Source organism: Streptosporangium sp. NPDC004379, from assembly GCF_042873875.1.
In the GTDB taxonomy this organism is placed as follows: Bacteria; Actinomycetota; Actinomycetes; order Streptosporangiales; family Streptosporangiaceae; genus Streptosporangium.
Genome location: NZ_JBIAMC010000006.1, coordinates 53,301 through 78,742, shown reverse-complemented (window position 1 = coordinate 78,742; position 25,442 = coordinate 53,301). Strand labels below are relative to the sequence as shown.

Annotated in this window: 20 protein-coding genes and 1 pseudogene; 13 read left to right on the top strand and 8 right to left on the bottom strand. The window is 73.0% G+C overall.

Annotated features, from left to right (window positions below):
- Positions 1-56: 56 nt before the first annotated feature.
- From ACFYSC_RS14830 to ACFYSC_RS14820, 3 genes are read right to left on the bottom strand one after another with little or no spacing between them, the layout of a single operon-like run.
- Positions 57-941 carry an ABC transporter permease gene (locus ACFYSC_RS14830; protein WP_389961254.1) on the bottom strand — a complete coding sequence of 295 codons (885 nt, stop codon included), beginning with the start codon at positions 939-941 and terminating at the stop codon, positions 57-59.
- A 46-nt stretch (positions 942-987) separates the two neighbouring features.
- On the bottom strand, positions 988-1,935 hold the full coding sequence (locus ACFYSC_RS14825) for an ABC transporter permease (protein ID WP_389961252.1): 948 nt from the start codon (positions 1,933-1,935) through the stop codon (positions 988-990).
- Positions 1,936-1,990: 55 nt separating this feature from the next.
- Entirely contained in the window at positions 1,991-3,637 is a 1,647-nt protein-coding gene (locus ACFYSC_RS14820) for an ABC transporter substrate-binding protein (RefSeq protein WP_389961250.1), read from the bottom strand.
- A gap of 189 nt (positions 3,638-3,826) precedes the next feature.
- Between ACFYSC_RS14820 and ACFYSC_RS14815 the strand changes: the two genes are divergently transcribed.
- On the top strand, positions 3,827-4,861 hold the full coding sequence (locus ACFYSC_RS14815; RefSeq protein WP_389961248.1) for a LacI family DNA-binding transcriptional regulator: 1,035 nt from the start codon (positions 3,827-3,829) through the stop codon (positions 4,859-4,861).
- A 156-nt stretch (positions 4,862-5,017) separates the two neighbouring features.
- Here the strand turns inward: ACFYSC_RS14815 and ACFYSC_RS14810 are convergent, their stop codons facing one another.
- Positions 5,018-6,619: a glycosyltransferase family 39 protein gene (locus ACFYSC_RS14810; RefSeq protein ID WP_389961246.1), complete on the bottom strand. Its 1,602-nt coding sequence runs from the start codon at positions 6,617-6,619 to the stop codon at positions 5,018-5,020.
- 151 nt (positions 6,620-6,770) lie between these two features.
- Between ACFYSC_RS14810 and ACFYSC_RS14805 the strand changes: the two genes are divergently transcribed.
- Entirely contained in the window at positions 6,771-7,103 is a 333-nt protein-coding gene (locus ACFYSC_RS14805) for a cupin domain-containing protein (protein ID WP_362933848.1), read from the top strand.
- Between the two features lie 174 nt (positions 7,104-7,277).
- Here ACFYSC_RS14805 and ACFYSC_RS14800 read toward each other — a convergent pair whose 3' ends face one another.
- From ACFYSC_RS14800 to ACFYSC_RS14790, 3 genes are all read right to left on the bottom strand, one after another.
- Positions 7,278-7,685 (bottom strand): hypothetical protein, encoded by a 408-nt coding sequence (locus ACFYSC_RS14800; protein ID WP_389961244.1) that lies wholly within the window; start codon positions 7,683-7,685, stop codon positions 7,278-7,280.
- A gap of 29 nt (positions 7,686-7,714) precedes the next feature.
- Positions 7,715-8,140, bottom strand: coding sequence for an uL11 family ribosomal protein (locus ACFYSC_RS14795; RefSeq protein WP_389961242.1), 426 nt, complete (start codon positions 8,138-8,140; stop codon positions 7,715-7,717).
- 114 nt (positions 8,141-8,254) lie between these two features.
- The gene (locus ACFYSC_RS14790) at positions 8,255-9,001 is read right to left on the bottom strand and encodes an MBL fold metallo-hydrolase (protein WP_389961240.1); all 747 of its coding nucleotides are present in this window, start codon (positions 8,999-9,001) and stop codon (positions 8,255-8,257) included.
- Positions 9,002-9,365: 364 nt separating this feature from the next.
- Here ACFYSC_RS14790 and ACFYSC_RS14785 point away from each other — a divergent pair, with 364 nt between their 5' ends.
- From ACFYSC_RS14785 to ACFYSC_RS14765, 5 genes are all read left to right on the top strand, one after another.
- Positions 9,366-10,331, top strand: a complete 966-nt coding sequence (locus ACFYSC_RS14785; RefSeq protein WP_389961238.1) for a hypothetical protein — start codon at positions 9,366-9,368, stop codon at positions 10,329-10,331.
- A gap of 163 nt (positions 10,332-10,494) precedes the next feature.
- Positions 10,495-12,105 carry an ABC-F family ATP-binding cassette domain-containing protein gene (locus tag ACFYSC_RS14780; RefSeq protein WP_389961236.1) on the top strand — a complete coding sequence of 537 codons (1,611 nt, stop codon included), beginning with the start codon at positions 10,495-10,497 and terminating at the stop codon, positions 12,103-12,105.
- Positions 12,106-12,189: 84 nt separating this feature from the next.
- The gene (locus ACFYSC_RS14775) at positions 12,190-12,993 is read left to right on the top strand and encodes a hypothetical protein (protein ID WP_389961234.1); all 804 of its coding nucleotides are present in this window, start codon (positions 12,190-12,192) and stop codon (positions 12,991-12,993) included.
- A gap of 224 nt (positions 12,994-13,217) precedes the next feature.
- Positions 13,218-15,071, top strand: a complete 1,854-nt coding sequence (locus tag ACFYSC_RS14770; protein WP_389961232.1) for an RNA polymerase sigma factor — start codon at positions 13,218-13,220, stop codon at positions 15,069-15,071.
- Between the two features lie 126 nt (positions 15,072-15,197).
- A complete protein-coding gene (locus tag ACFYSC_RS14765) occupies positions 15,198-17,132 on the top strand; it encodes an NlpC/P60 family protein (RefSeq protein WP_389961230.1) in 1,935 nt (644 codons plus the stop codon).
- A gap of 61 nt (positions 17,133-17,193) precedes the next feature.
- On the opposite strand, the gene ACFYSC_RS14760 is transcribed toward ACFYSC_RS14765, so the two are convergent.
- Entirely contained in the window at positions 17,194-17,685 is a 492-nt protein-coding gene (locus tag ACFYSC_RS14760; protein ID WP_362933445.1) for an inorganic diphosphatase, read from the bottom strand.
- 141 nt (positions 17,686-17,826) lie between these two features.
- Between ACFYSC_RS14760 and dacB the strand changes: the two genes are divergently transcribed.
- From dacB to folE, 6 genes and pseudogenes are all read left to right on the top strand, one after another.
- A complete protein-coding gene (dacB, locus tag ACFYSC_RS14755; protein ID WP_389961227.1) occupies positions 17,827-19,170 on the top strand; it encodes a D-alanyl-D-alanine carboxypeptidase/D-alanyl-D-alanine-endopeptidase in 1,344 nt (447 codons plus the stop codon).
- 191 nt (positions 19,171-19,361) lie between these two features.
- Positions 19,362-20,417, top strand: a pseudogene (locus ACFYSC_RS14750) (zinc-dependent metalloprotease); the annotation flags it as partial.
- Between the two features lie 406 nt (positions 20,418-20,823).
- Positions 20,824-21,837: a tRNA lysidine(34) synthetase TilS gene (gene tilS, locus ACFYSC_RS14745; protein WP_389961225.1), complete on the top strand. Its 1,014-nt coding sequence runs from the start codon at positions 20,824-20,826 to the stop codon at positions 21,835-21,837.
- Positions 21,838-21,863: 26 nt separating this feature from the next.
- Entirely contained in the window at positions 21,864-22,406 is a 543-nt protein-coding gene (gene hpt, locus ACFYSC_RS14740; protein ID WP_389961834.1) for a hypoxanthine phosphoribosyltransferase, read from the top strand.
- A 282-nt stretch (positions 22,407-22,688) separates the two neighbouring features.
- Positions 22,689-24,665, top strand: a complete 1,977-nt coding sequence (ftsH, locus tag ACFYSC_RS14735; protein ID WP_389961223.1) for an ATP-dependent zinc metalloprotease FtsH — start codon at positions 22,689-22,691, stop codon at positions 24,663-24,665.
- Between the two features lie 2 nt (positions 24,666-24,667).
- Positions 24,668-25,252 (top strand): GTP cyclohydrolase I FolE, encoded by a 585-nt coding sequence (folE, locus tag ACFYSC_RS14730; RefSeq protein WP_389961221.1) that lies wholly within the window; start codon positions 24,668-24,670, stop codon positions 25,250-25,252.
- The last annotated feature ends 190 nt before the right edge of the window (positions 25,253-25,442 follow it).

Genomic DNA, 25,442 nt, shown 5'->3' with positions numbered 1-25,442 from the left:
CGTGCCGAGCTCGGGAACGCGCGTGCCGCGCTCCGCCGTGCCGGGTTCGAGAACGCTCATGCCCTGCCTCCCGCGGCGCGGCCGCCGAGCCGTTCGCCGATGACGCTGAACGCGGCCACCGCGACGACGATGCACGTGCCCGCGAGCAGGCTCTGCTGCGGATGTCCCTGCAGCAGGGAGTCCTGCCCCTGGGAGACCATCAGCCCCCAGTCGGCGGTCGGCGCCTGGACGCCGAGGCCGAGGAACGACAGCGCGGCCAGGTCGATCATCGCGTAGCCGAAGTTGATGGCGGCGCCGGTGAGGATCTGCGGCGCGATGTTGGGCAGCAGGTGCCGCCCGCTCACCGTGACCCCGGACAGACCCTGCAGCTCGGCCGCCTGGACGTAGGGGAGCCGCCGTTCCCGCAGCGCGACGCTGCGCAGTACCCGCGCGGTGTAGGGCACGTACGCCATGGCGAGCGCGACCGTGGCCTGCGCCATGCCGGTGCCGAACACCGCGACGACGATGATCGCCAGCAGCAGGTTGGGGAAGGCGAACAGCAGGTCCAGCACCCGGCCGACGAGGGCGTCCACGCGCCCGCCGAACCAGGTGGCGACGAGCGCCAGCAGGGTGCCGCCGACCCCGGCGATCACCACGACGGCGGCCGCGCCGAGCAGGCTGGTCCGCGCGCCGTACAGCAGCCGGGACAGCAGGTCGCGGCCCGACTGGTCGGTGCCGAGCAGGTGATCGGGACCGGGCGGGAGGTAGCGCTGGACGATGCTGCCGATGTCGGGGTCGTACGGCGCGAGCACCGGCGCGAGCAGCGCGGCCAGCACGAGCAGCGCGGCGACCGCGACCGCGGCGACGCCGAGCGGGCCGAGCCGCCCGGCCGGACCGCCGAGCCGCCTGCCGACCAGGCCGCCGGGCCGCCGGGTGGGTGGGGCGAGGGTCGTGGTCCTCACGCGGCCCCACCTCCGTCGTACGGACCCGGTACGGGGGACACGGCGCTCACGCGCTCTCACCTCCGAGCTGGACGCGCGGGTCGATCACCGCGTAGAGGACGTCGATCACGAGGTTGACCACGCCGAACACCGCGACCAGGACCAGGGCGACGGCCTGGACGACGGCGAAGTCCTTCTGCTGCACGGCGTTGATGAGCAGCGCGCCGACGCCGTCGAGGGTGAAGGCGTGCTCGACGACCGTCGCGCCCGCGACGAGCGCGGCGATGTTCACCCCGACGATCGTCGTCACCGGCAGCATGGCGTTGCGGACGATGTGCCGGCGGGCCACCGTACGCCAGGGGACGCCGCGGGACAGCGCGACGGAGACGTGTTCGGTGTCGCGCTCCTCCACCACGGCGGTGCGGGTGATCCTGGCGACCACCGCCGCCGCGGGCAGCGCGAGCGCCACCGCGGGCAGCGTCAGGTGCAGCACCCGGTCGGAGAGGCCGGAGCCGGCCCCGAAGACCGGGAACCAGCCCAGCGTCACGGAGAAGACGCTCATCAGCAGCAGCGCCGCGAAGAAGGTGGGAATCGCGAAGCCCACGCTGGAGCCCAGCAGCACGGCCGTGTCGGCGAGGCCGCCGCGCAGGCCCGCCACCACCCCGGCCACGACGCCGAACACCACGATCAGCAGGGCGGCGTAGGCGGTGAGCCAGGCGGTCGTGGGGATGCGGGAGGCCAGCAGCGAGGCGACGTCCTGGCGGGTGGTGAGGGACTCGCCGAGGTCGCCGGTGAACACGCCGGTCAGCCAGTGCCAGTAGCGCAGCAGGAAGGGGTCGTCCAGGCCGTACTGGGCGCGGATGGAGGCGAGGACCTCGGGGCTGACCGTCCGGCCCTGGACGAGGAAGCTCTCGGGGGTGCCGGGCGCGAGGTACATCGCACCGTAGATGACGAAACTGGAGAACAGGAGGGTGACGGCCAGCGCACCGAGCCGCCGGATCACGAAGCGTTGCACGAGGACTCCGTTACGGGGGTCCGGGGCGCGCCGCCGCGCCCCGGGCCGGTCGTGGTCAGGCCGCCCCCAGGCTCGCCGCCCAGGGGTAGTAGAGGTAGACGAACGAGGCCGGGACCCCGGTCACCCGCTTGTTGAGGAACAGCTGCACGGCCGGGGCCGCGATCGGGATCCAGGGCGTCTGCTCCATGACCTTCGCCTGGATCTCCGCCGTGATCTTCGCGCGTTCGGTGTCGTCGGCGGTGGCCGCCGCCTTCCCGATGAGGTCCTGCACCTGCGGGTCCTCGTAGCCGTTGAAGTTCTGCGACCCGCCCTTGGCGGCGATCGTGCGCAGGAAGGCGAGCGGGTCGGGGATGTCCATGTAGTTCGTCGTCATGAACCCGTCGTATCCGGCGCGCGCCTTGGCGTCGGAGAAGAAGGCGCCGTACTGCGCGCTCGGCACGCCCTTGGGCTGGATGGTGAGGCCGAGCTCGCGGCCGGCGTTGGCCACCTCCGACAGGATGTCGGCGTAGAACTGGCGCTCGCTGGGGTAGGCGATCGTGATCGGCGCGCCGCCGGTCTTGCCCGCGACGAGCTTCTTCGCCTCCTCGACGTTCTTCTTCGTGTCCGGCAGGGCGTCGTAGGCGGGCCCGAACACCTCGTCGCCGTAGGACCAGCCGCCGCGCGGCACCAGCGAGCGCGACGCCTGGGCGGTCCCGGCGAACACGGTCTGGGCGATCGCCTCGCGGTCGGTGGCCGTCGCCAGCGCACGCCGTACCGCGGGGTCGCCGAGGAGGCCGTTGCCGGTGCTGATGACGGCGACCGTCTGCAGCGACCTGCCGAGGTAGAGCTTTCCGTTCTGCGACGCCGACAGCCGGTCCAGCGCGCCGACGGGCACGTCGTAGGACCCGTCGATGGCGCCGGTGTCGAGCGCGCTCGCGATCGCGCCCGGGTCGACGATGAACCGCAGGTCGAGCTGCTTCGTCCTGGCCTTGCGGGCCGCGTCCCAGTAGGCGTCGTTGCGCTCCAGTGTGATCTTGGAGCCCTTCTCCCAGGAGGCGGCCTTGAACGGGCCGGTGCACATGACCGATCCCTCGGGCGTGCCGTACTTGGAGCCCGCCTTCTCCCGCTGGGCCTTCTCGACGACCACGCCGACGGGCGTGGCCATGTAGGAGTTGAGCGTTGCGTCGGGCTTCTTCAGCCGGATCGTGACCTCGTGCTCGCCGGTCTTGCCGATCGAGTCGATGTTGCCGGTGATCTGGTCGGACGCCCAGTAACTGCCCTCGTCGGGGTCGAGGTGGCGGCGGAGGCTGAACACCACGTCGTCGGCGGTCATGGGCTCGCCGTCCCAGAAGGTCACGCCCTCGCGCAGGGTGTAGACCCAGGTCTTCGGGTCGGGGGTGGCGACCTTCTCGGCGAGGTTGGGCTTCACCGAGTAGTCGGGGTCGAGCCGCATCAGGCCCTCGCAGAGGTTGGCCACGACCGTGTTCTCGGGGTAGTTGAACGCCTTGATCGGGTCGAGCGACGCGGGCTCGCCGAACGGCAGGTTCCACGTGGCCCTGTCCAGTTCGCCCTTCGCCGCGGGGGTGGTGACGATCAGGTCGCCGGTCTTCTGCGCGGCCGCCGGACCGGCGGGGGCGGCCGGGCCGCCGGATCCTCCGCCGCCGCACGCGGTCAGGCCCAGGCCGAGCGTGACGGCGAGGGCCGCCGTCGCACGTATACGCATCCTTGTCCTCCGAACACTTCAAAGGGGGTCTGGCCCCGCGGCGGGACGGCGGGTGACCGTCCGCGCCTCGGGGCGGTGGGTGGCCCCTGCGACGCGATCGGCGGCGGTACCACGCACAAAACGTTTTGGAAACTGGACCGTATCGGAGAAAAACCCCTAGTAAAAGGTTTTGTGTCCTACTCTTTACCTATGTCGAAGGAGGCGCTCCCCGCCGTGCGCGCGACGATCAGAGACGTCGCCCGCGAAGCCGGAGTCTCGGTCACCACGGTCTCCCACGCGCTGAACGGCAAGGGAACGGCCTCGGAGGAGACCCGCCGCAAGGTGCTCGCCGTCGCCGAGCGGCTGGCCTACCGCGCCCACCCCATGGCGCGGGGCCTGCGCCGCGGGCGCACCGGCGTGCTCGGCCTCGACATGCGCCCCCTCGACTCCATCGGCTCCTACATCCCCGAGGGCGTCGACTACTTCGTCCGGTTCGCCGGCGCGGCGGCGGTCACCGCGCTCGACCACGGCCTCGGGCTCATGCTGGTGCCCGACCTGACGCGCTCGGACGTCTCCCGGGCCGCCCTCGGCGTGGACGGCTACGTCATCGGCGACCCGACGCGCGACGACCCGGTCCTCACCCGGCTCCTCGACGCGTCCATGCCGGTCGTCACGGTGGGCCGCGACCCCGGGCGGCCGGACTTCACCGACTGGGTCGGCACCGACGACGCCGACGAGACCGGGCGCATGCTCGACCTGCTGCGCTCGCGCGGCGCCCGGCGCGTCACCTTCCTGGCCGGTACGGACGACAACGCCTGGAACGTCGACTCCGAGGACGCCTACCGGAAGTGGGCCGCCCGCCACGCCATGGCGGCGCGGGTGCTGCGCGTCCCCGAGGCGGCCGGCGAGGACGGCGGGCGCGACGCCGCCCGGCGGCTGCTCACCGGCACGGGGGAGCGGCCGGACGCCGTCCACTGCCAGACGGGCCGCCACGCGGCGGGCCTGCTCGCCGAGGCCCGGCTGCTCGGGGTGGCCGTGCCGGACGACCTGCTCGTGACGGCCGGGTCGGACGCGCAGCAGACCCGCATCGCCTCTCCCGCGATCACCGCGCTCGACCTCGCGCCGGAGGAGACCGGCCGGGCGGCCGTCGAACTGCTCATCGCCCGCCTGTCCGGCGAGCCGGCCACCGGGCCGGTGGTCGTCCCCGCCCAGCTCCACGTCCGCGCCTCCACCGGCCCGGCCTGACCGCCGTCCCCACGCCGCCGGGACCGGCCGGACCGCCGCGCCGTCCGGTCGCTTCCGAGCCGGTCGCCGGTACCCGTCGCCCGGACCGGTCACCCGGGACGGTCACGCGGTGGACGGGTGGCCCTGCCACGGGCCCGGAGCGGTCGTGGACCGGGGTCAGCTGTAGTGGCGGAACCGCGGCCACAACCGGTCCCACGGCGCCACGGGGTCGTGGCAGACGAGGATCGGCAGGTGCTGCTCCTCGTTGGACAGCCCGACGCCGTTGTCGATCCGGCCGCGCCGCTCGCACGAGGCGAACGACCGCCCGTAACGGACCGGGGCGTCGGTCACGACCACCGCGACCCGTGCCGAGGCGGGCGGCGGGCCGTACCGGTACAGCTCGTTGTGGCCGCTGTAGACGGCGGGCAGACCGTACTGCCGGGCATAGCGGGCCAGCACCCCGGCCTCGCCGTAGTTCTCGGTGAGGAGCACGGCCCGCGCGCGGTCCGCCGGCGGCAGATCCCGGACCACGGCGGCGACCCGCGCGGCGAACTCCGGCCAGCCGACCGACTCGCGCGCCACCTCGTTCAGCGCGGCGACCGGGCTCCCCTCCAGCCACGCGGGCGGGACGACCGGCAGTGCGACGACGGCCGAAACGAGCGCGCCGGCGGCCAGGGACCCGCCGAGCAACGCGCGCCGCCCCGCCCGCCCCACCGGGCGCCCCACCGCCCGCTCCACCGGGCGCCCCACCGGGCGCCCCGCCATCTGATCCGCCGGCCGCCCCGTCCGCTCCGGCGTCCGCTCCACCGGCCGCCGCGCCGGATGCTCCGCCGTACGCCCCGCACCGGACATCCACCGCTCGGCGGGGCCGCAGCCCGCCGCGAAGAGCAGCACGAGCATGCCCACGACGTAGTCGGCGCGCCCTCCCGAGTACAGCATCAGCGCGCAGGCCACCGCGTAGGCCAGGACGAGGCACCGCAGGCGGGGCTCCCGCCACAGCCGTACGGCGCCGGCCACCTGGAGCACCGCCTGGACCGGCCCAAGCAGCAGGACCTGCAGCGGCACGAACATGACCCGGTTCTCCGCGCCGTCGTCGGCTTCCAGCGCCGCGGCCATCTGCACCTGCGGCCAGCCGTGCGTCGCCTGGTAGACCAGGTTGGGCGCGGCGAGCGCCAGAGCCAGCAGCGCGCCGAACCAGATCCGGCGGTCCCGCAGCACGTCGCGCGGGCCGGCGGCCAGCACGCCCACGCCCACGGCGGCCAGGAGCAGCACGACGAGCTGCCGGTTGTAGGTCGCGACGCCCGCGACGGCCCCCACCGCGAGCCACCAGCGCCCGTCACCCCGCAGTGCCCGGACACAGAACAGGACCGCCGAGACCCACAGCGGCAGGTCGATGCTCAGGGTGAGCAGGGTGTGCCCGGCGACCAGGACCATGGTCGCGGTGGCGACGCCCGCCGCGGCGAGGACCTGAGCGGTCCGTCCCCCGCCCAGCTCCCTGGCCAGCAGGGCCGTCAGGACCACCACGAGGGCCGCGATCAGGGCCGGAAGGACGCGCAGCGAGGTCACGCCGTCCCCGAACAGCCCGATCGAGACGCGGGCGATCATCGGGGTCAGCGGCGGGGTGTCGAAGTACCCGAGTGCCGGGTGCTCGCCCAGCAGACGGAAGTACAGCTCGTCCCGGTGGTAGCCGTAGCGGGGGCTCACGGCCAGCAGCACGGCGAAGACGGCCAGGGCGGTCACGACGACGGGCACGCGGGCGAAGCGGGGGGTTTCCGGCACCCCGCCATCATCCGCCCCCGGACCCGTCCCCGGAACCGTCATGACCGCGGGGCACGGCCGGCCCGGCGAAGGCGCCGGGAGGCCGGGCCGGTCACGGACGCGGCGAGCCGTGTCCCCGGCCGCGTCACCCCCCGGTGGCAGACTGATGACCATGCAGAAGCTCTCGCTGGACGCCCTGGCCCGGGAACACCTCGAACGCGCCGCGACCGCCGCCACCGGCCGCAGCGCCGCGACCGTGTACGGCGGGCACGAACACGTCCTGCGGCAGACCGTCCTCGCCCTGACCGAGGGCACCACCCTGGCAGAGCACGACAATCCCGGCGAGGCGACGCTGCTCGTGCTGCGCGGACGGCTGCGGCTGGACAGCGGCGAGACCTCCTGGGAGGGAAGCGCCGGCGACCTGATCATCGTCCCGCAGGCCCGGCACAGTGTGACGGCGCTGGAGGACGCGGCGGCCCTGCTGTCCGTCGCCAAACGTCCCTGATCCTTCCGCCACCTCGCGGCCGGTTCCCGGCGCCGGTGAGCCGGAGCACGGACCGGGACGGCCGTGGGACGGGCGGCCGGTCACGCCATGGGTCGGGGTCGGCTGTGGCGGCGCGCCTGCGGCCACAGCCGGTCCCACCCGGAGCCGACGGTCTCGCGGCATGTCGCGCGGCGGTCAGAGGGGACCGGAGCCGGTATGTCGGACGTGCTCGCCGCAGCGGTGCCGGGTGCGGCCGTTGGTGCGGTCCACGAACGGCCGGCCACAGCCGGTCACCACACACCTCTTGACCCGCTCCCACCCGGCGGCGGCCACCAGCGCGGCGAGCGCCGCGGCTGCCGCGGCCGTCTCCCCGGACGGCGACCGCTCGGTGAGGACCACCAGCCGCCACCGTCCGCCCTCCCTCCGCAGCCTCGGCACCGCGCCGTAGCGCGCCAGAGTCTCGTTCAGCTCGCCGGCGGCGGCGTCCTCGTCGGGCAGTGCGGCCAGCACGGACGCCAGCCCGCCCCGGCCGAGGGAGCCGGCCTCCAGCAGCCGCTCGGCCCGCTCCAGCTCCGGGTCCAGTTCACGGAACGGCGGCAGCACGGGTGGCCGGGGCCTCCTGGGCACGGCCGCTATCCCGCTTCGACCGCCACGCCCATCGAGCGTGCCGTACCGGCGATGATGCGCATGGCGGCTTCGACGTCCGTGGTGTTCAGATCGGGAAGCTTCCGTACGGCTATGGCCCTGAGCTGCTCGACGGTCAGCGTGCCGGCCCGGTCGTGGCCGGGCCGGGCCGAGCCCTTCGTCCCCAGCGCCTGCCGGATCAGGAACGCCGTCGGCGGCGTCTTGTACCGCAGCCGGAACGATCGATCCTCCAGCACGGTGATCACGACCGGTACGACCTCGCCCCGCCGCGCCGCGGTGTTCTCGTCGTACTCGCGTTTGACCGCGACGAGGTTCACCCCGGTCGGGCCGAGCGCCTTTCCCAGCTCGGCCACGGCCGCGTTGCCCGCGTCGAGATGGATCGTGGTCTCGAACAACGTGTTTCTCGGCGGCATGCTCCACCCCTCGGTCCTGATCGGTTCGTCGGGTGGACGCTACGAATTCCAGCCGCTGGAGACTCAAGCGGGAAATCCGGGGACCCGGGCGGGGAACGGCCGCGTCACGCCGGATCAGCGGCCGAGGTCGATGACCTGTCCGGGTTCGGCGACGCCGGTCTCGCCGTCGAACCGCGCCTCCGCCGCCCGCCGGGCCGCCTCGCGACCGGTTCCCGGCCACAGGTGGGTCAGCAGCAGGCGGCCCGCGCCGGCCCGGGCCGCCTGCGCGCCGGCCTGCCGGGCACTGGTGAGGTAGGGCGCATCCCCGCCGGGCACCTCGTCGACGTAGGTGGCCTCCGCCACCAGCAGGTCGGCGCCGCGTGCCAGCTCGACCACCTCCGGGCTCGGCCCGGTGTCGCCGGTGTAGGCCAGGACGGCGCCGTCCGCCTCCAGCCGGATGCCCGCGTTGGGAACGTGGTGGGGCAGCGGGCGGGTGCCGGCTCTGAAAGGCCCGATCTCGAACGCGTCGCCGGGGACGACCTCGTGGAGGGCGTAGGAGGCGGCCAGCATCCCCGGCTTGTCCAGTGCCAGTACGACGTCCAGCGCCCCGGGCGGCGCGAACACCGGCAGCGCGGGAACCGGCTCGTCCCCCAGGGCGCGGGCGCGGAGCAGGGGGTTGAGGTCCACGCAGTGGTCGGGGTGCCCGTGACTGATCCACACCGCGTCCACCCGCCCGGCCGCCACGTGCTCCAGCAGGCGGGGGAACGTGGCGTAGCCCAGGTCCATGACCAGCCGGAACCCGTCGTGCTCGACGAGGTGTCCGCTGCACGCCGACCCCGCCTCCGGCCACGCCCCGCACGCTCCAAGGACGGTGATCCTCATTCCGCCGACCCTACAAGCATCTCTGGGAAGACCGCCGGGTCCGGTGCCGGGAAGCGCGTTAGATGTCCTCGCGCGCGGCGCGGACCGTGTCCTGGACGGTGGCGGGACGTCGGCGCCTCCCTCCGCGGACCGCGGGTCCATGGCGGTACCGGCCCTCCGTCCCGGGGAGATCGGCCTGTCCCCTGCTCGGAGACCTCAGGAGGGCGGACGCCGTGGGACGGGCCGAGGCCGGGCGGCGTTTCTTCGTCCGTGCGGTCCTCGGGGTTTTCGTCCGACGAGAACTGATAGCTTTGTGCACTTTAATCATTAAATACACGGGGTGGAGTTAATGCGGCGATTGGTGTGTTTGGTTGGATGCTTGGCCGTGGCGGGATGCGCCGGCCTGCCGGGGGCCGGCCCGGAGCAGGCGTCGCCCACACCGGTCACCGGCACCCCGACACCCTCGGCCGCACCCGTCACCGCACAGGAGACCGCCTCGGTCCTGAAGAACTACATCAAGCGCAACAACGCCGCCAACAAGGCCATGAGCGACAAGCTGCTGGCCGGGTACGAAGGCGGATCCAGCTTCGCCATCGACAAGGCGGGCTACGCCTCCCAGCGCAAGCTCGGCGGCCGCGGCTATCTGCCGTTCGCCTACACCAAGCTCACCCACACCGTGCCGTCCGCCGAGAAGGGCCGCTGGTTCCTGACCACGGCGTACTGGAAGAGCAAGGACAAGACCGCCAAGAAGCCGACGTACCTGCTGTTCGCCCATGACGGAGAGTCCTGGCGGCAGATGTACGCCCCCGACGTCTCCGACGGCCTGACCACGGACGAACTCCCTGAGATCAGGACGGACGCCTCGGGAACGACCGCGGAGGTGGCCCAGTCCGACAGCGCCGGACTGATGATGTCCCCCGCCGCGTTCGCCAGGAGCTACGCCGTCCACCTGGCCGGCAAGGGCACCGCGACGTCCAAGAGGCGCTTCGCCGCCGACCGGCTCACCGCCAACGCCGCGTCCAGCCGTATCGAGATGAACCGGTACGCCAAGCTCACCGAGAGCGTCCGCCCGGCCACCGCGTACCCCTCCTACGCTCTGCGCACGGCCGACGGCGGAGCGCTCACCTTCACCACCGTCGAACGGACCAGGCTCTACAACGTGCGCCAGGGGCCGGAGCGCTACTACGTCCAGCAGCGCGACAACGGGCTCCTGCCCGGCAGGTACCACACCTACATGAAGCTCACCGACCTGATCCAGGTCGCCGCCCACATTCCGCCGAAGACCGCCGAACCCGGCCAGGTCAGGGTGATCGGTTCCTACAGCGGCGTCATCTCGGGCAGCGGCCGCTAGGTTCTGTGGAACCCTTCGCCCGCCGCGGTCGTCCGGGCGACCCCTCGCCGTGTCGTCATGAGCGCGACCACCGGACCGTCAGGCCGTACCGGCCGAAAATCGGAATGTCCGCCGGACCGGTTGGCGGGTACCCTTCCCGGGGACTTGAGAGAGGGAAGACGCCGTGGGACACGTCGAGGTCGGGCATCTGACGTATGTGCTGCCGGACGGGCGGCCGTTGCTGAACGACGTGTCGTTCCGGATCGGCGACGGGGTCAAGGCCGCGCTCGTCGGCCCCAACGGAGCCGGGAAGACCACGCTCATGCGGCTGATCGCGGGCGACCTCCAGCCGGTCGACGGAAGCGTGGCGAGCTCCGGCGGGCTCGGGATCATGCGGCAGTTCATCGGCGGCATCCGCGACGGGCGGACCGTCCACGACCTGCTCCTCAGCGTCGCCCCCGAACGCGTACGGGGGGCCGCCGAGCGCCTGGAGGCCGCCGAGCTCGTGATGATGGAGCGCGAGGACGAGAAGGCCCAGATGCGCTACGCGCAGGCCATCACCGACTACACCGACGCGGGCGGCTACGACATCGAGGTGCTCTGGGACACCTGCACGATGGCCGCGCTCGGCGTGCCGTACGACCGGTGCAAGTACCGCGAGGTCAACACGCTGTCGGGCGGCGAGCAGAAACGGCTGGTGCTGGAGGCGCTGCTGCGCGGGCCCGATCAGACGCTGCTGCTGGACGAGCCGGACAACTACCTCGACGTGCCGGGGAAGCTCTGGCTGGAGCGGGCGCTGCGCGAGACGCCCAAGACCGTGGTGCTGGTCAGCCACGACCGGGAGCTGCTGGCCAACGCCGCCGACCGGATCATCACCGTCGAGTCGGGCAACATCTGGGTGCACGGCGGGGGCTTCCGCACCTACGCCCAGGCGCGCCGGGAGCGCAACGAGCGCCTCGACGAGCTGAAGAGGCGCTGGGACGAGGAGCACGCCAAGCTCAGGCAGCTGGTCAACACGCTGAAGAACAAGGCGAAGTACATGGACACCATGGCCGCCGCCTACCACTCCGCGCAGACCCGGCTGCGCAGGTTCGAGGAGGCCGGGCCGCCCGAGGCCGCGCCCAAGGAGCAGTTCATCAGCATGCGCCTGGCGGGCGGCCGGACCGCCAAGCGGGCCGTCATCTGCGAGGGCCTGGAGCTCACCGGCCTGATGAAGCCGTTCGACCTGGAGATCTGGTACGGCGAGCGGGTCGCCGTCCTCGGCTCCAACGGCTCCGGCAAGTCCCACTTCCTGCGCCTGATGGCCGGTGAGGACGTCCGGCACGCCGGCGTGGCCAGGCTCGGGGCCCGGGTCGTGCCCGGTCACTTCGCCCAGACCCACGCCCGTCCCGAGCTGACCGGCCGGACGCCGTGCGAGATCGTCATGACCGAGCACGCCCGGCTGAAGAACGAGGCGATGAAGGCGCTGGCCCGCTACGAGCTGGCCGGGGACGTCGCCGAGCAGCGGTTCGAGACGCTGTCGGGCGGTCAGCAGGCGCGGCTGCAGATCCTGCTGCTGGAGCTGTCCGGCACGACGCTGCTGCTGCTCGACGAGCCGACCGACAACCTCGACCTCGCCAGCGCCGAGGCGCTGCAGGAGGGGCTCGACGCCTTCGACGGCACCGTGGTCGCGGTCACCCACGACCGCTGGTTCGCCGATGACTTCGACCGCTACCTGGTGTTCGGCTCCGACGGCAAGGTCTACGAGACCCCCGAGCCGGTCTGGGACGAGAGCCGGGTGGTCCGCGCGAGGTAGGGGCCGCCGGGGCGGAGTAAAGAATGCCGCCGTTCCCCGCGTGTCCCCTGGGGGTGCGTCCCGAATACGGGTTATCACCATGGGGTGACGCACAGCACCCGAATCGTCGGCGTTATAGCCCTGCTGCTCCTGGCCGGATGCTCCTCCGGCACGGAGAAGCGGCAGGCGGCACCTCTGCGGCCGCTCACGGTCAGGGAGCAGGTCTCCTCCGTCGTCAAGGGCGACGACGGCTACGTCGTGAACTGGGCCGGCGTGCTCTCCAACGCCAACCCCTGGCACTTCGGGGAGCACGTGGTGGCCACGGTGGTCGCCAAGGACGCCCTGGGCCGGGAGGTCGTGCGGACCGAGCAGCAACTCGACGCGGTGCCGCCGGGCGGGACGCTCCCCTTCAGCGGCCAGACGACCGCCGCGCGCAAGCCCTCACAGGTCAGCGTCACCTACAGCTCCGCCCAGTGGCACCCGGCCGCCCGGATCGCCTCGGCGTTCGAGCGTTTTCCCGTCACGGGCGTCCTGACGGCCCGGCAGGAACACGGCTACCTCGTCACCGGGTACGTCGGCTCGCCGTACCACCTTCCGGCCGGGAACCTGGTGGTCACCGCGCTCCTGCGGGACCGGAACGGCAGGCTGCTCGGCGGGGGCAGCACGTTCGTGGACGACGTCCGGGCGGACGCCAAACGCAGGTTCATCCTGAACATCCAGAGCGTCCCGGACACGGGGAAGATCGACCGCGCCGAGGTGCACGCGGGCACCTGGGGATCGACCAGCCGCCCGTACGATGTACTGGCCCTCGGTGGCATCGCCCCGGTCAACACGGCCAAGCCGACCACGGCGCCCTTCGCCAAGGACCGGGGCAGGCCCGCCACGCTCACCGCCGACGCCCGCCCTTGACCGCGGGGCCGGGCCCGGTCCCGACCGTCCGGGCCCGGCCTCGGTGACCGGGGCCCGGCCGCGCCACGGATCCGGCGGATCACCGTGAACCCCCATAAGCCAGAGAAATCCACCCCGGTGCCGAGCGAACCGTCTGCCCGCCTCGCAGACGGAACGCTGACAACGGCCGTCAACGTGCAAGAATCGGTAGAACTTTAAGTTACCAATCATTTACCGTCTGTCACATGGACAACGGTGTTCTGGTCGAAGCCCTCCGCCGGCGCGAGCCCGGCGCTCTCGCCGCGCTGTACGACTTCCACGCCCCGGGCCTTTACCAATACTGCTGGTTCATGCTCGGCGGCCCCGACGGGACTCAGGTGGCGCTCCGCGACACGTTGATCACCGCGGAGGCCCGCATCCACGAACTCGCCGACCCCGCCCGCCTGCGGGCGTGGCTGTACGCACTCGCTCGGGGGGAGTGCGTACGGCGACGCCCCGCGGCGGTCCCGGAGCCGGGGATGCCCGGTCTGGGGGCCGCGGACCGGACGTCCTCCGGGCCGGCGTCCCCGGGGCGGGAGACCGCGCGGCCAGGCTCCCCCCGACCCGGAACGGCCGCTCCGGCGTCCCCGGGCGGCGGCGCCGCTCCGGTCCTCCCTGGAGACGGCGCCGCCGGCCTGGCCGCGTCGGCGTGGAACGCCGTCCGGAGTCTGTCCCCGCAGGATCAGGAGGTCCTCGAACTCCTTAACCGGCACGGCCTGTCCGTCCCCGACCTCGCGCGGGTGCTGGGAGTGTCGGCCAGGAAAGCCGGCGCGATGGACGACGCGGCACGGGAGCGGCTCCGCGACGCGATCACGATCGAGGTCCTCGCCCGCCGGGACCACCACGACTGCGCGGACCTGGCGCGGTCGCTGGACGGCCCGCCGGGCCGCCTCACCCCGCAGGCCCGGCGGCGGGCCGCCCGCCACGTGAGCGGCTGCGACGCCTGCGCCCCGCACCGGGCCCGGCAGGTCTCCGCGGGCAAGGTCCTCGCGGTCCTGCCGCCTGTCGTGCCGCCCGGGACGCTGCGCGTGCGGGTGATGAGCTCCTTCACCGACCCCGAACTCGTCCCCTACCGCCGCTACGTCGCCCGGAGGGCCGGCCTGCTCGACGCCGCCGGGTTTCCCGGCCGCCCGGATCTCCGGAAAGGCCGCAGGGCTCGCGCTGTGGCCGGCGCGGTGGCTGCGCTCGCGGCGACGGCCGCCGTGGCGCTGATGTCCGTCCAGCTCATCGGTGAGTTCCGGGAGGACGCCGCCGGCGCCCCGGAGGCACGGCCGGTGACCGGGGAGCCGTCCGGACTGCTCCTGCCGCGGGCCTCGGGCCAGGCCGGACCCCCGGCGGCCCTGGGCTCCCTGGACGGACGGGAGGTCGCGCACCCGGCCGGATCCGAACCGGCCCGGCCGATCGCGCCGATCGCCTTCACCGGGCTCGGCGGAGCGGACGGCCGGCACCTCGGCGGCCCCGTTCCGGAGCCCCTGCCGCCGCCGGTCCCCACCCCGGCTCCCACCCGGGGCCGCGAGCCGGTCCCCGCGCCCACGACCGGACCCACCTCGGCGCCCACGACAGGGCCCACGACAGGGCCCACGACAGGGCCTACGACAAGGCCCACCGCGGCGCCCTCCGCTCGGCCCACCCCGACCGGCGTGTCCGGTGAGGACCCGGCCGGCGGACCGGTCACCGGGCCGGGCGGCTCTGGCGGCTCTGGCGGCCACGGCGGCTCGGGCGGACGGCCCGGAAGTCCCGGAGGTCCGGGAGGCTCCGGTGGGTCGGGCGGGCGGCCCGATCCTCCCGTGTCCGGCCCTCACCGGCCCGGTCCTCCCGCGTCCGGGGAACGCCCTCCTCGCCACGACGGGTCGCGGGAGCCCCAGCGGCGAGAGCATGACCACCCGGCCCGGCCCGACCTGCCCTGCCCGCCCGGCTCCCGGCCCACCCCGTCCACGCCGCCCACTCCGCCTATTCCGCCCACCCCGCCCACCCCGGCCACGCCGGCCCCGTCCGGGGCGGGCCCCGCGGGCACCCCCGGGTCATCGGCCCCCGGTCCGCCCCACGGGTCTCCGGAATGATCGCAGTGTGTGAGTGAAATGTGTGCACAGAGTGACGAGTGGGAATCCTGAGGCAATCGGTGATCACGCTGATCACGCTGTGACGTGCATCGCACAGCGCCACACGGTGATTCGGAGATTGGACGCATGCGTTCCGCGGGGAAGAGACGACGACGCTGCCACGCCGTGGCCGTGGCGGGCCTGGCCTGCTGCCTGATCACCGGCGCGGGCCTGCCCGCCCACGCGCGACAGGGCAGGCCGGGCCCGTCCGCCGACGAGGTGGCGGAGGCCCGGTCCAGAGCCGTCGAGCGAAGTAAACAGGCGCGCGCGGCCGCCGACCGGCTCGCGAGCGCCCGGAAGAGATCCGCCGGACTGGCCGCCAGGGTGAAGACGCTGACCGAGATCCATGACGGCGAGCTGGCCGAGGCGGCCCGGGCCCGGACGCTGGTCGAACAGGCGGGCGAGCGGGTCCGCGAGGCCGGGGCCGAGCTGGAACGGGCCGGGTTCCCCGACCGGTACGGGGCTCTCGCCCCGGCTCTCCTCCCCTCCCGGTCCGCCTTCCCGGCCCTCTCCCCGACGGACCCCGCCCGACCCCCGGTGGGCCTGTCGTCCCGGTCCGCCTTCCCGGTCGCCTCCCCGACGGACCCCGCCTCACCTCCGGCGGGCTTCCCGCAGCGCCCTTCCCTCTCCTCGGGTCCGGGTCCCTCGTCGTGGCCCGTCCCCTCCCGCGCGGACCTCCCCGCGCGTGCCCTTCCCACCGGCGCGGCTCTTCCGACGTCGCCCGCCGCTCCCTTCGCGGACGACTTCCCGGCCGGGTTCACCGTTCCCCTTCTCCGGGAGGTCCTTCCCTCCGGGACGGGTGACGCGCCGTCGTCGCCCGGGAGGCTCGACGGGCTACGGCGGGCCCTGGACTTCTTCCTCGCGCTCGAAGCCCGCGCCGAGGAGGTCCACGCGCGGCACCGCTCGGCGGCGAGCCGGACCGCCGCGGAGCGGGCCGAGGCCGAGACGGCCGCCGCCGCCCAGCTGGCGGAGGTACGGCGGATCGCCGCCGAGCGGACCCTTCTGCGTGACCGGGCCTCCGCGGCCAGGAGCGCCGCGGCCCGCCTCTCCGGACGGTGGCGCGCCGCGCGGAGCCGCACCGGGCACACCGGATATGCCGGATATGTGGACCCGGGCCGCACCCGGCACGCCGGTCATGCGCGGCCGGGCCGTACCGGGACCGTACGGCATGCGGCACGCGGCGGTGCCCGAGGCACGGCAGCGGCGATGCGCGGCCGTGCCGGCGTGGGGCCGGTGGGTCCCCTGGGGTTCGTCCGGGGTGGATCCGCGGGCCCGTGGGCGTACGGCGGGATCAGGCTCGTGCGGCGCGCGGTGCTGGGCCGTACCGGGGGTCCGGCCGGATGGGCCGGGGCGGACCGGTGGGTCCGACGGCCGGCGGGCGCGCTCAGGACGGGACGTCCCGCCGGAGCCCGAGCCGTCGGGAACCGTCTCGCGGGAGGCCGCGTGACCGGAGCCCACGCCGCCGGAAGCCGCCTCGCCGGGACCCGCCTGACCGGGGAGCGTGTCGCCGGGGAACGCGCCATCGGAGGCCGTGGCCTGCGGGAGCGTGCCGGGGGCGGCCCCTGGGGGCGGGGCGCGGACGGCGGGTGGCCTGAGCCGGACTGGTGGCTCGACCCCGCTCCGTGGCAGACGGCGGGCGACGTCGTCGCCGACTGGGCGCTCACACAGCTCGACAAGCCGTACGTCTGGGCCGCCAGCGGGCCCCGCGGCTACGACTGCTCGGGGCTCGCCATGCGGGCGTGGGAGCGGGCCGGGATCAGGCTGGACCACTGGACGGGATCCCAGTGGTCGTCGGGACGGCGCGTGCGGCTCGACCGGCTCCACCGGGGTGACCTGCTGTTCTTCGGCCGGCTCACCGGGAACCCCGCGGACGTCCGGCACGTGGGGATCTACATCGGCGGCGGGCTGATGGTGCACGCCCCGCAGACCGGGGACGTCGTGCGGATCGCGCCGATGTGGCGCGGTGACCTCATCGGCGCGACCCGCCCGGCCGGCTCGTCCGGCGTGACCCGCCCGGTGTGACGACCCGGCGTGACGCTTGACGGCCGCCGGCCCGGTGGTCGCCGGGCCGGCGGCCGTCCGGTCAGTGCTCGCCGGAGGTCTCGGCCCGCTTGATCGAGCGTGCGATCTCCTCCTCGGCCTCGACCCGGCCGACCCAGTTGGCGCCCTCGACGGACTTGCCGGGCTCCAGGTCCTTGTAGACCTCGAAGAAGTGCTGGATCTCCAGGCGGTCGAACTCCGCCACGTGGTGGATGTCGCGGATGTGCTCCATCCGGGGGTCGGTGGACGGGACGCACAGGACCTTGTCGTCACCGCCCTTCTCGTCGGTCATGCGGAACATGCCGACCGCGCGGCACCTGATCAGGCAGCCGGGGAAGGTCGGCTCCTGGAGCAGCACCAGCGCGTCGAGGGGGTCGCCGTCCTCACCGAGGGTGTGCTCGATGAAGCCGTAGTCCGCGGGGTACTGCGTGGAGGTGAAGAGCAGCCGGTCCAGCCTGATCCGTCCGGTCTCGTGATCCACCTCGTACTTGTTCCGTTGTCCCTTGGGAATCTCAACGAGAACGTCGAACTCCACCGCTGTTCCTCCGCTCAAGCCCCCGGGTACACCCGGATGGGCATTAGTGTCTCGTAGGCGTTGAACCTGTTGGGTACCGTTTGGCGAAAGGTCGGCGACGTGATGCGGCGCGAGCGGTCAGTGGCCTTGGTCACTCTCGTCTTGCTGCAGCTTTTCGTCGTCGCGGCCGGTGCCCACCTGCTCACCAGCGACCTGCTGACCAAGAAGGCGCCCGAATCGACCGCTTCGGCCGAGCCGCCTCCCGTCCCGGTCGTCACCGCGGGTCCGGTGTTGGTCGCGGGGGGGAACGGACCTCTCCCTGCCAAGGGTACTTTGACCGGGGCTCTCACCGAGGCGCTGGGGGACCCCGCACTGGGCAAGAGGGTGGGTGCAGCGGTCCTCGACGTCCGGACCGGTGGCGTGATCTTCGACGGCGACGCCGAGGCGGGCGTCACCCCGGCGTCCACCACCAAGGTCGCCACCTCGGTCGCCGCACTGGCCTCCCTGGGGCCCGACACCAGGCTGAGCACGCGCGTGGTGCGGGGGGCGACCGCGAACTCGATCATCCTGGTCGGCGGGGGCGACCCCACGCTCGCCGGTCCCAAGCCGCTCGCCGGTCCGGTCTACCCCGTGCCGGCGTCCCTGCCGGTCCTCGCCCGGCGGACGGCCAAGGCACTCAAGGCGGCCGGGATCACCAAGGTCTCGGTGGCCTACGACGACAGCCTCTACACCGGCCCGCGCGTCCCTCCGACCTGGAAGCCCAACTACATCCCCGACGGCGAGGCCGCCCCGACCACCGCCCTCATGATCGACGAGGGCAGGGTCAGGCCGGGCGTCCGCCAGCGGGTCGCCGACCCCTCCCGGACGGCGTACCAGGCGTTCACCGCCCTTCTGCCCAAGTACGGCGTCGCGGTCTCCGGCGGCGGCGCCACGCGGGCCAGGGCCCAGGCCGGCGCCCAGGAGATCGCCAGGGTCGACTCCGCGCCCGTCTACGCCCTGGTCGAACGGGCGCTGACGCTCAGCGACAACGACCTCGCCGAGGCGCTGGCCAGGCAGGTCGCCCTCAAGGAGGGCATGCCGGCCTCCGTCGACGGCGCGTCGGAGGCCGTGCGCACGGTGCTGGGCAGGCTGGGCGTGGAGGGCGTGCAGGTCTTCGACGGCAGCGGGCTGTCGCCCAAGAACCGCATCGCCCCGGCGAGCCTGGCCCGGCTGGTCGCGCTGGCGGCCTCCCCGGCCAACCCCCACCTGCGTTCGGTGATCAGCGGCATGCCCATCGCCGGGTTCACGGGCACCCTCGGCCACCGCTTCACCAAGGACCACTCCGTCTACGGCCTGATCCGCGCCAAGACCGGCACCCTCAACGGCGTCAACGCGCTGACCGGCGTGACCACCACGCGGGAGGGCCGGCTGGTGGCGTTCGCCTTCATGGCGGACGACGTCCCGCCCGGATGGGGCAAGGCGGAGGCGGCCCTCGACAGGCTCGCCGCGACCGTCGCCGCGAGCTGACACCCGCCGCCGGCCGCGGGCCGACGCCTGCCGCCGCCGGCCGTGTTCCCGCGGCCGGGGCGTCCCCGGCGGCCGGTGCGTGGCCGCCCGGGGACGGCCGGGCCGACGCCGGCGGCCGGCTTTCACGGCTTCCCGCGGCGCGGACGACTCGGATGGCGCGCTCGGGACGCTCACCACGTACGGTGGACGGTATGCAGGTGATCGACTGGGATCTTGCCGTAGCGACCGGAACGCGCCTGGTGCGCCCCGGGCCGCAAGTGAGCCGAGAGGAGGCCCGCCAGGCCGTCGCGCAACTGCGGCGGCTGTCCCGTGAGGCCGAGGGGCACGTCCGCGAGTTCACCCGAATCGACACCGAGACCGCGCCGCAGCCCGCGACGATCGTCGACCGTCCCGGCTGGATCAAGGCCAACGTCGACGGTTTCCGGGTGGTGCTGGAGCCGCTGACCGAACGGCTGGCCGCCCGAGGCGCCCAGACCCCGGCGATCGTGACCTCGATGGGCGCGCGCGTCACCGGCGTCGAGGTCGGCGCGGTGCTGGCCTTCCTGGCGTCCCGCGTCCTCGGCCAGTACGAGCTGTTCCTCCCGCCGGATCCCAGGGGTGAGGCGCCCACCGGCCGCCTGACCCTGGTCGCCCCCAACATCGTGCACACCGAGCAGGAGCTCGGCGTCAACCCGGACGACTTCCGGCTCTGGGTCTGCCTGCACGAGGAGACCCACCGGGTGCAGTTCACCGGCGTCCCGTGGCTGCGCGAATACGTCCGCTCCCAGACCACGCAGTTCCTGCTCGCCTCGGACATCGACCTGAGCACGCTCCTGGAGCGGTTCCGCTCGGCCGCCGACGCGGTGGCCGACGCCGTCCGGGGCGGTGAGGGCAACCTGATCGACGCGATCCAGACGCCCGAGCAGCGGGCGATCCTCGACCGGCTCACCGCGGTGATGACCCTGGTCGAGGGGCACGGCGACTACGTCATGGACGCCGTCGGGCCGTCGGTGGTCCCCTCGGTCGCCGAGATCCGCGCCAAGTTCCACCACCGCCGCGAGGGCGGCTCCCGGGTCGATCGCACGATTCGCAGGCTGCTCGGGATCGACCTCAAGATGAAGCAGTACGCCCAGGGCTCCGCCTTCGTCCGCGCGGTCGTCGACCGTGTGGGCATGGACGGTTTCAACAAGGTCTGGACGTCTCCCGAGACCCTCCCCACCACGGACGAGATCGCCCACCCCGAGCGGTGGATCGCCAGGGTGGCCGAGGTGAGGGCCGTCTCCGGGGCCGGCGCTGTCACGCCCCTTGCCGCGGGCGACGACGGCGCCGCCTCCGAGGCGGGCGACACCGGGGTGAGCGCCCCGGGCGGCGGAGACGGCGCCTCTGGCGGCGGAGGCACCTCGGACACCGCGAGCGCCTCGAAGCCCGCCGACATCCCGAAGCCCGAAAGCACCCGGGAGCCCGTGGACACCTCTGAGCCCGGCGGCGCTCCGGACGCCGGGGACGCCTCGAAGCCCGGGGACGCCCAGAAGCCCGGGGACGCCCAGAAGCCCGGCGGCGCCGAGGACTGACGGCGGACCCGGCGAGGCCGGCTCCGGCGGGACAGGCCCGCCGGGCGGACTCCGGCGAGGCCGATGGCGTCGCCGGTCGTCCCGAGGCCGGACAATGGCGGGCATGGGTCCGCCTCCGGCCGTCGCCGACGTCCGCCGTGCCGTACGGCACGCGCTGGGCGACCTCGCGCCCGGCTCCCTCGTGCTCGTCGCGTGCAGCGGCGGCGCCGACTCCCTGGCGCTGGCCGCCGCGACGGGTTTCGCCGCGCCCCGCGCGGGCCTGCGCGCCGGTCTGGTGACCGTCGACCACGGACTGCAGGAGGGCTCCGCCGCGCGGGCCGCCGACGTCGTACGGCTGGCGCCCGCCCTCGGGCTCGACCCCGCCGAGGCTCCGGCCGTCCGCGTCGGCACCGCCGGGGGGCCGGAGGCCGCGGCCAGGGAGGCCCGGTACGGCGCGCTGGCTGAGGCGGCGGGGCGGCTGGGCGCGGCGGCCGTGCTCCTCGGGCACACCAGGGACGACCAGGCCGAGACCGTGCTGCTCCGTCTGTCCAGGGGCAGCGGCACCCGGTCGCTGGCGGGCATGCCGGCCCGCGCCGGGCTGTACCGGCGGCCGTTCCTGGAACTGGGCAGGCGGACGACCGCGGCGGCCTGCGCCGCGCTGGGCCTCACTCCCTGGGAGGACCCGCACAACCTCGACGACCGCTACGCCCGCGTCCGGGTCCGGCGGCGGCTGCTGCCCGCCCTGGAGGAGGAGCTCGGCCCCGGGGTCGCCGAGGCGCTGGCCCGGACCGCGTCCCTGTGCCGGGACGACGCCGACGCCCTGGACGGCTGGGCGGACGAGGTCTATGCCCGCGCCGTCGTCGCCGATTGCGCTCTTAGCGATATCGGTGGGGTCGCGCTGGCCGTACCGGAGCTGGAGAAGGCGCCCGCGGCGGTCCGCCGGAGGGTGCTGCGGCGGGCCGCGGTCGAGTCGGGCTCGCCCCCGGGCACGCTCGCGGCCGGGCACATCCTGCGGATCGACGGCCTGGTCACCGGCTGGCGGGGGCAGCGGCGCGTGGAGGTCCCCGGGGGGATTGGGGTGGTCCGCCGGTATGGCACCCTGGTGTTCGCCAGACAGCCAGCCAGTCCCGCTTCGTAAGGAAATCCCAGGTGGACGCAGCCGACATGGACAAGGACCTCGCGCGGGTCCTCATCTCCGAGGACGAGCTCCAGGCCAAGATCAAGGAGTTGGCGGCCCGGATCGACGAGGACTACGCGGACCAGGACCTGCTGATCGTGGGCGTGCTCAAGGGGGCGGTCATGGTCATGGCCGACCTGGCCAGGGCGTTGCACCTGCCGGTCCAGATGGACTGGATGGCCGTGTCGTCCTACGGCGCCGGCACCAAGTCCTCCGGTGTCGTGCGGGTGCTGAAGGACCTCGACACCGACATCGCGGGCCGTCACGTGCTGGTCGTCGAGGACATCATCGATTCCGGCCTGACCCTTTCGTGGCTGGTCCACAACCTGAAGTCGCGCAACCCCGCCTCCGTGGAGATCTGCGCCGCGCTGCGCAAGCCGGACGCGGTCAAGGTTCCGATCGATGTGAAATACATCGGTTTCGACATCCCCAATGAGTTCGTGATCGGGTACGGGCTGGACTACGCCGAGCGCTACCGGAACCTCCCTTTCATCGGGACTCTCGCGCCGCACGTGTACGGAGAGGCCTGAAAAGTACGCCCTGCGCGAAGCGGGCCGTCCGAAAAGGCGACATCGCCCACCGCGGCAGGGAACACACACCCACCTGACGTACGTTGGTAGGGCAAAGCCGGTGCTGCCACAGCGGTTACCCCGCACGGCACGTCGGTGTACCTTCGGACTTCTAAGAGAAGGTCTATAGCGCCGTCTCTGGGTAGTCAGTTGGAAGCGGTTAGGGATGCCGCAACCCCGGGCTCGCCCGGGGTCTCCAGGCCATGGTCAGGAAGGGACGGGCCCGCCGGGGTTCCGCATCGGATGGATCTCAAGCGATTTACACGTGGGCCACTGCTGTGGATCCTGGGCATCGTCGTCTTGCTCTTGCTCGTCAGCACCATGTGGGGTGGCGACGGCAGCTTCGAGAAGAGGGACACGTCCCAGATCGTCAGCTGGATCAACGAGGGCAAGGTCGCCAACGCCAAGATCATCGACAAGGACCAGCGCATCGAGGTCACACTGGCCGACGGCAAGCGCTACTACTCCTCGTGGGTGACCGGGCAGGGCGTCCAGCTCGCCGACCAGCTCCAGACAGCGCAGAACGCCGGAAAGCTTTCCAAGGGCTACACCGTCGACGTGCCGAAGGAGAACATCCTCGTCGGCCTCGTGGTGAGCTTCCTGCCGATCATCCTCATCGTGCTGATCTTCCTGTTCGTCATGAACCAGATGCAGGGTGGCGGCTCGCGGGTGATGAACTTCGGCAAGTCGAAGGCCAAGCTCATCACCAAGGACACCCCCAAGACCACCTTCTCCGACGTCGCCGGCGCGGACGAGGCCATCGAGGAGCTCCAGGAGATCAAGGAGTTCCTGCAGGCCCCGGCCAAGTTCCAGGCGATCGGCGCCAAGATCCCCAAGGGCGTCCTGCTGTACGGCCCGCCCGGAACCGGCAAGACCCTGCTCGCCAGGGCGGTCGCCGGTGAGGCCGGGGTGCCGTTCTACTCGATCTCCGGTTCCGACTTCGTCGAGATGTTCGTCGGCGTCGGCGCCTCCCGGGTGCGCGACCTGTTCGAGCAGGCCAAGGCGAACGCCCCGGCGATCATCTTCATCGACGAGATCGACGCGGTGGGCCGTCACCGCGGCGCCGGTCTCGGCGGCGGTCACGACGAGCGCGAGCAGACGCTGAACCAGCTCCTCGTCGAGATGGACGGCTTCGACGTCAAGGGCGGCGTGATCCTCATCGCCGCGACCAACCGGCCCGACATCCTCGACCCGGCGCTGCTGCGTCCCGGCCGGTTCGACCGCCAGGTCACCGTCGACCGCCCGGACCTGGAGGGCCGCAAGGGCATCCTCAGGGTCCACGGCCGCGGCAAGCCGTTCGCCGAGGGCGTCGACCTCGACGTCATCGCCCGCCGTACCCCCGGCTTCACCGGCGCCGACCTGGCCAACGTCATCAACGAGGCGGCGCTGCTCACCGCCCGCGCCGACCAGAAGCTGATCACGATGGAGACCCTCGAGGAGGCCATCGACCGCGTCATGGCCGGCCCCGAGCGCAAGTCCCGGGTCATGTCGGACCAGGAGAAGAAGATCATCGCGTACCACGAGGGCGGTCACGCCCTGGTCGCGCACGCGCTGCCCAACTCCGACCCGGTCCACAAGATCACGATCCTGTCCCGCGGCCGCGCCCTCGGTTACACGATGACGCTGCCCATGGAGGACAAGTTCCTCGCGACCCGCTCGGAGATGATGGACCAGCTCGCGATGCTGCTGGGCGGCCGCACGGCGGAGGAGCTCGTGTTCCACGAGCCCACCACCGGCGCCTCCAACGACATCGAGAAGGCCACCTCCATCGCCCGGCGCATGGTCACCGAGTACGGCATGAGCGAGCAGCTCGGCGCCCGCAAGTTCGGCAGCGGCCAGGCCGAGGTCTTCCTGGGCCGTGAGATGGGTCACGAGCGCGACTACTCCGAGAAGATCGCCTCGGCGATCGACGAGGAGGTCCGCCGCCTCATCGAGTCCGGGCACGACCAGGCGTGGGAGATCCTCGTCGAGTACCGCGACGTGCTCGACAACCTCGTGCTGGAGCTGATGGAGAAGGAGACCCTCTCCCGGGAGCAGGTCCTCCAGATCTTCGCCCCGGTGGTCGTCAGGGAGAAGCGTCCCTCCTATTCCGGTTACGGCAAGCGGCTGCCGTCCAACCGCCCGCCGATCCTCACTCCCAAGGAGCAGTCCGGTAACGGCGCGCTCCCGGCGGGCACCTCGGGCGCCTACCCGGACACCGCCCCGAGGGACGGTAGCTGAGCGTGGAGCCCGAACAGTCGGCGAGCATCGACTCGGCCAGGATCGAGAAGGCCGTCCGGGAGATCCTCATCGCGATCGGTGAGGACCCGGACCGGGACGGCCTTCAGGAGACCCCGGCCCGGGTCGCCCGCGCCTACGCCGAGCAGTTCGCCGGGCTGCGGCAGACGCCGGAGGACGTGCTGACCACGGTCTTCGACGTCGACCACGACGAGATGGTGCTCGTCAGGGACATCGAGGTGTACTCCACCTGCGAGCACCATCTGGTGCCGTTCCACGGCGTCGCCCACGTCGGTTACATCCCCAACCAGAAGGGGCAGGTCACCGGCCTGTCCAAGCTGGCCAGGCTGGTCGACGTGTACGCCCGCCGCCCGCAGGTGCAGGAGCGGATGACCTCCCAGATCGCCGACGCGCTCATGCGGGTGCTGGAGCCCCGGGGGGTCATCGTCGTGATCGAGTGCGAGCACCTGTGCATGACCATGCGCGGGGTCCGCAAGCCCGGAGCGAAGACGATCACCTCGGCGGTGCGCGGCGACTTCCGCAACAGTGAGAAGACCCGCGCCGAGGCGATGGCGCTCATCATCCGCTGAGTCCGTCGGACCCACTGGACCCATCGGGCCGCCCGTCCACCGGGCCCGGCCCTCGAAGCCCCGCCGGCGCCGCTCTCGCGGTTCCGGCGGGGCTTCGCCGTACGGGCCGGGCGGAAAGACCTGTCGGGCCTCCCCGGATCGGGTTAGTATCGCCACACTTGCCGGCCGTCCGGCATGCTCCGAGTTCCTG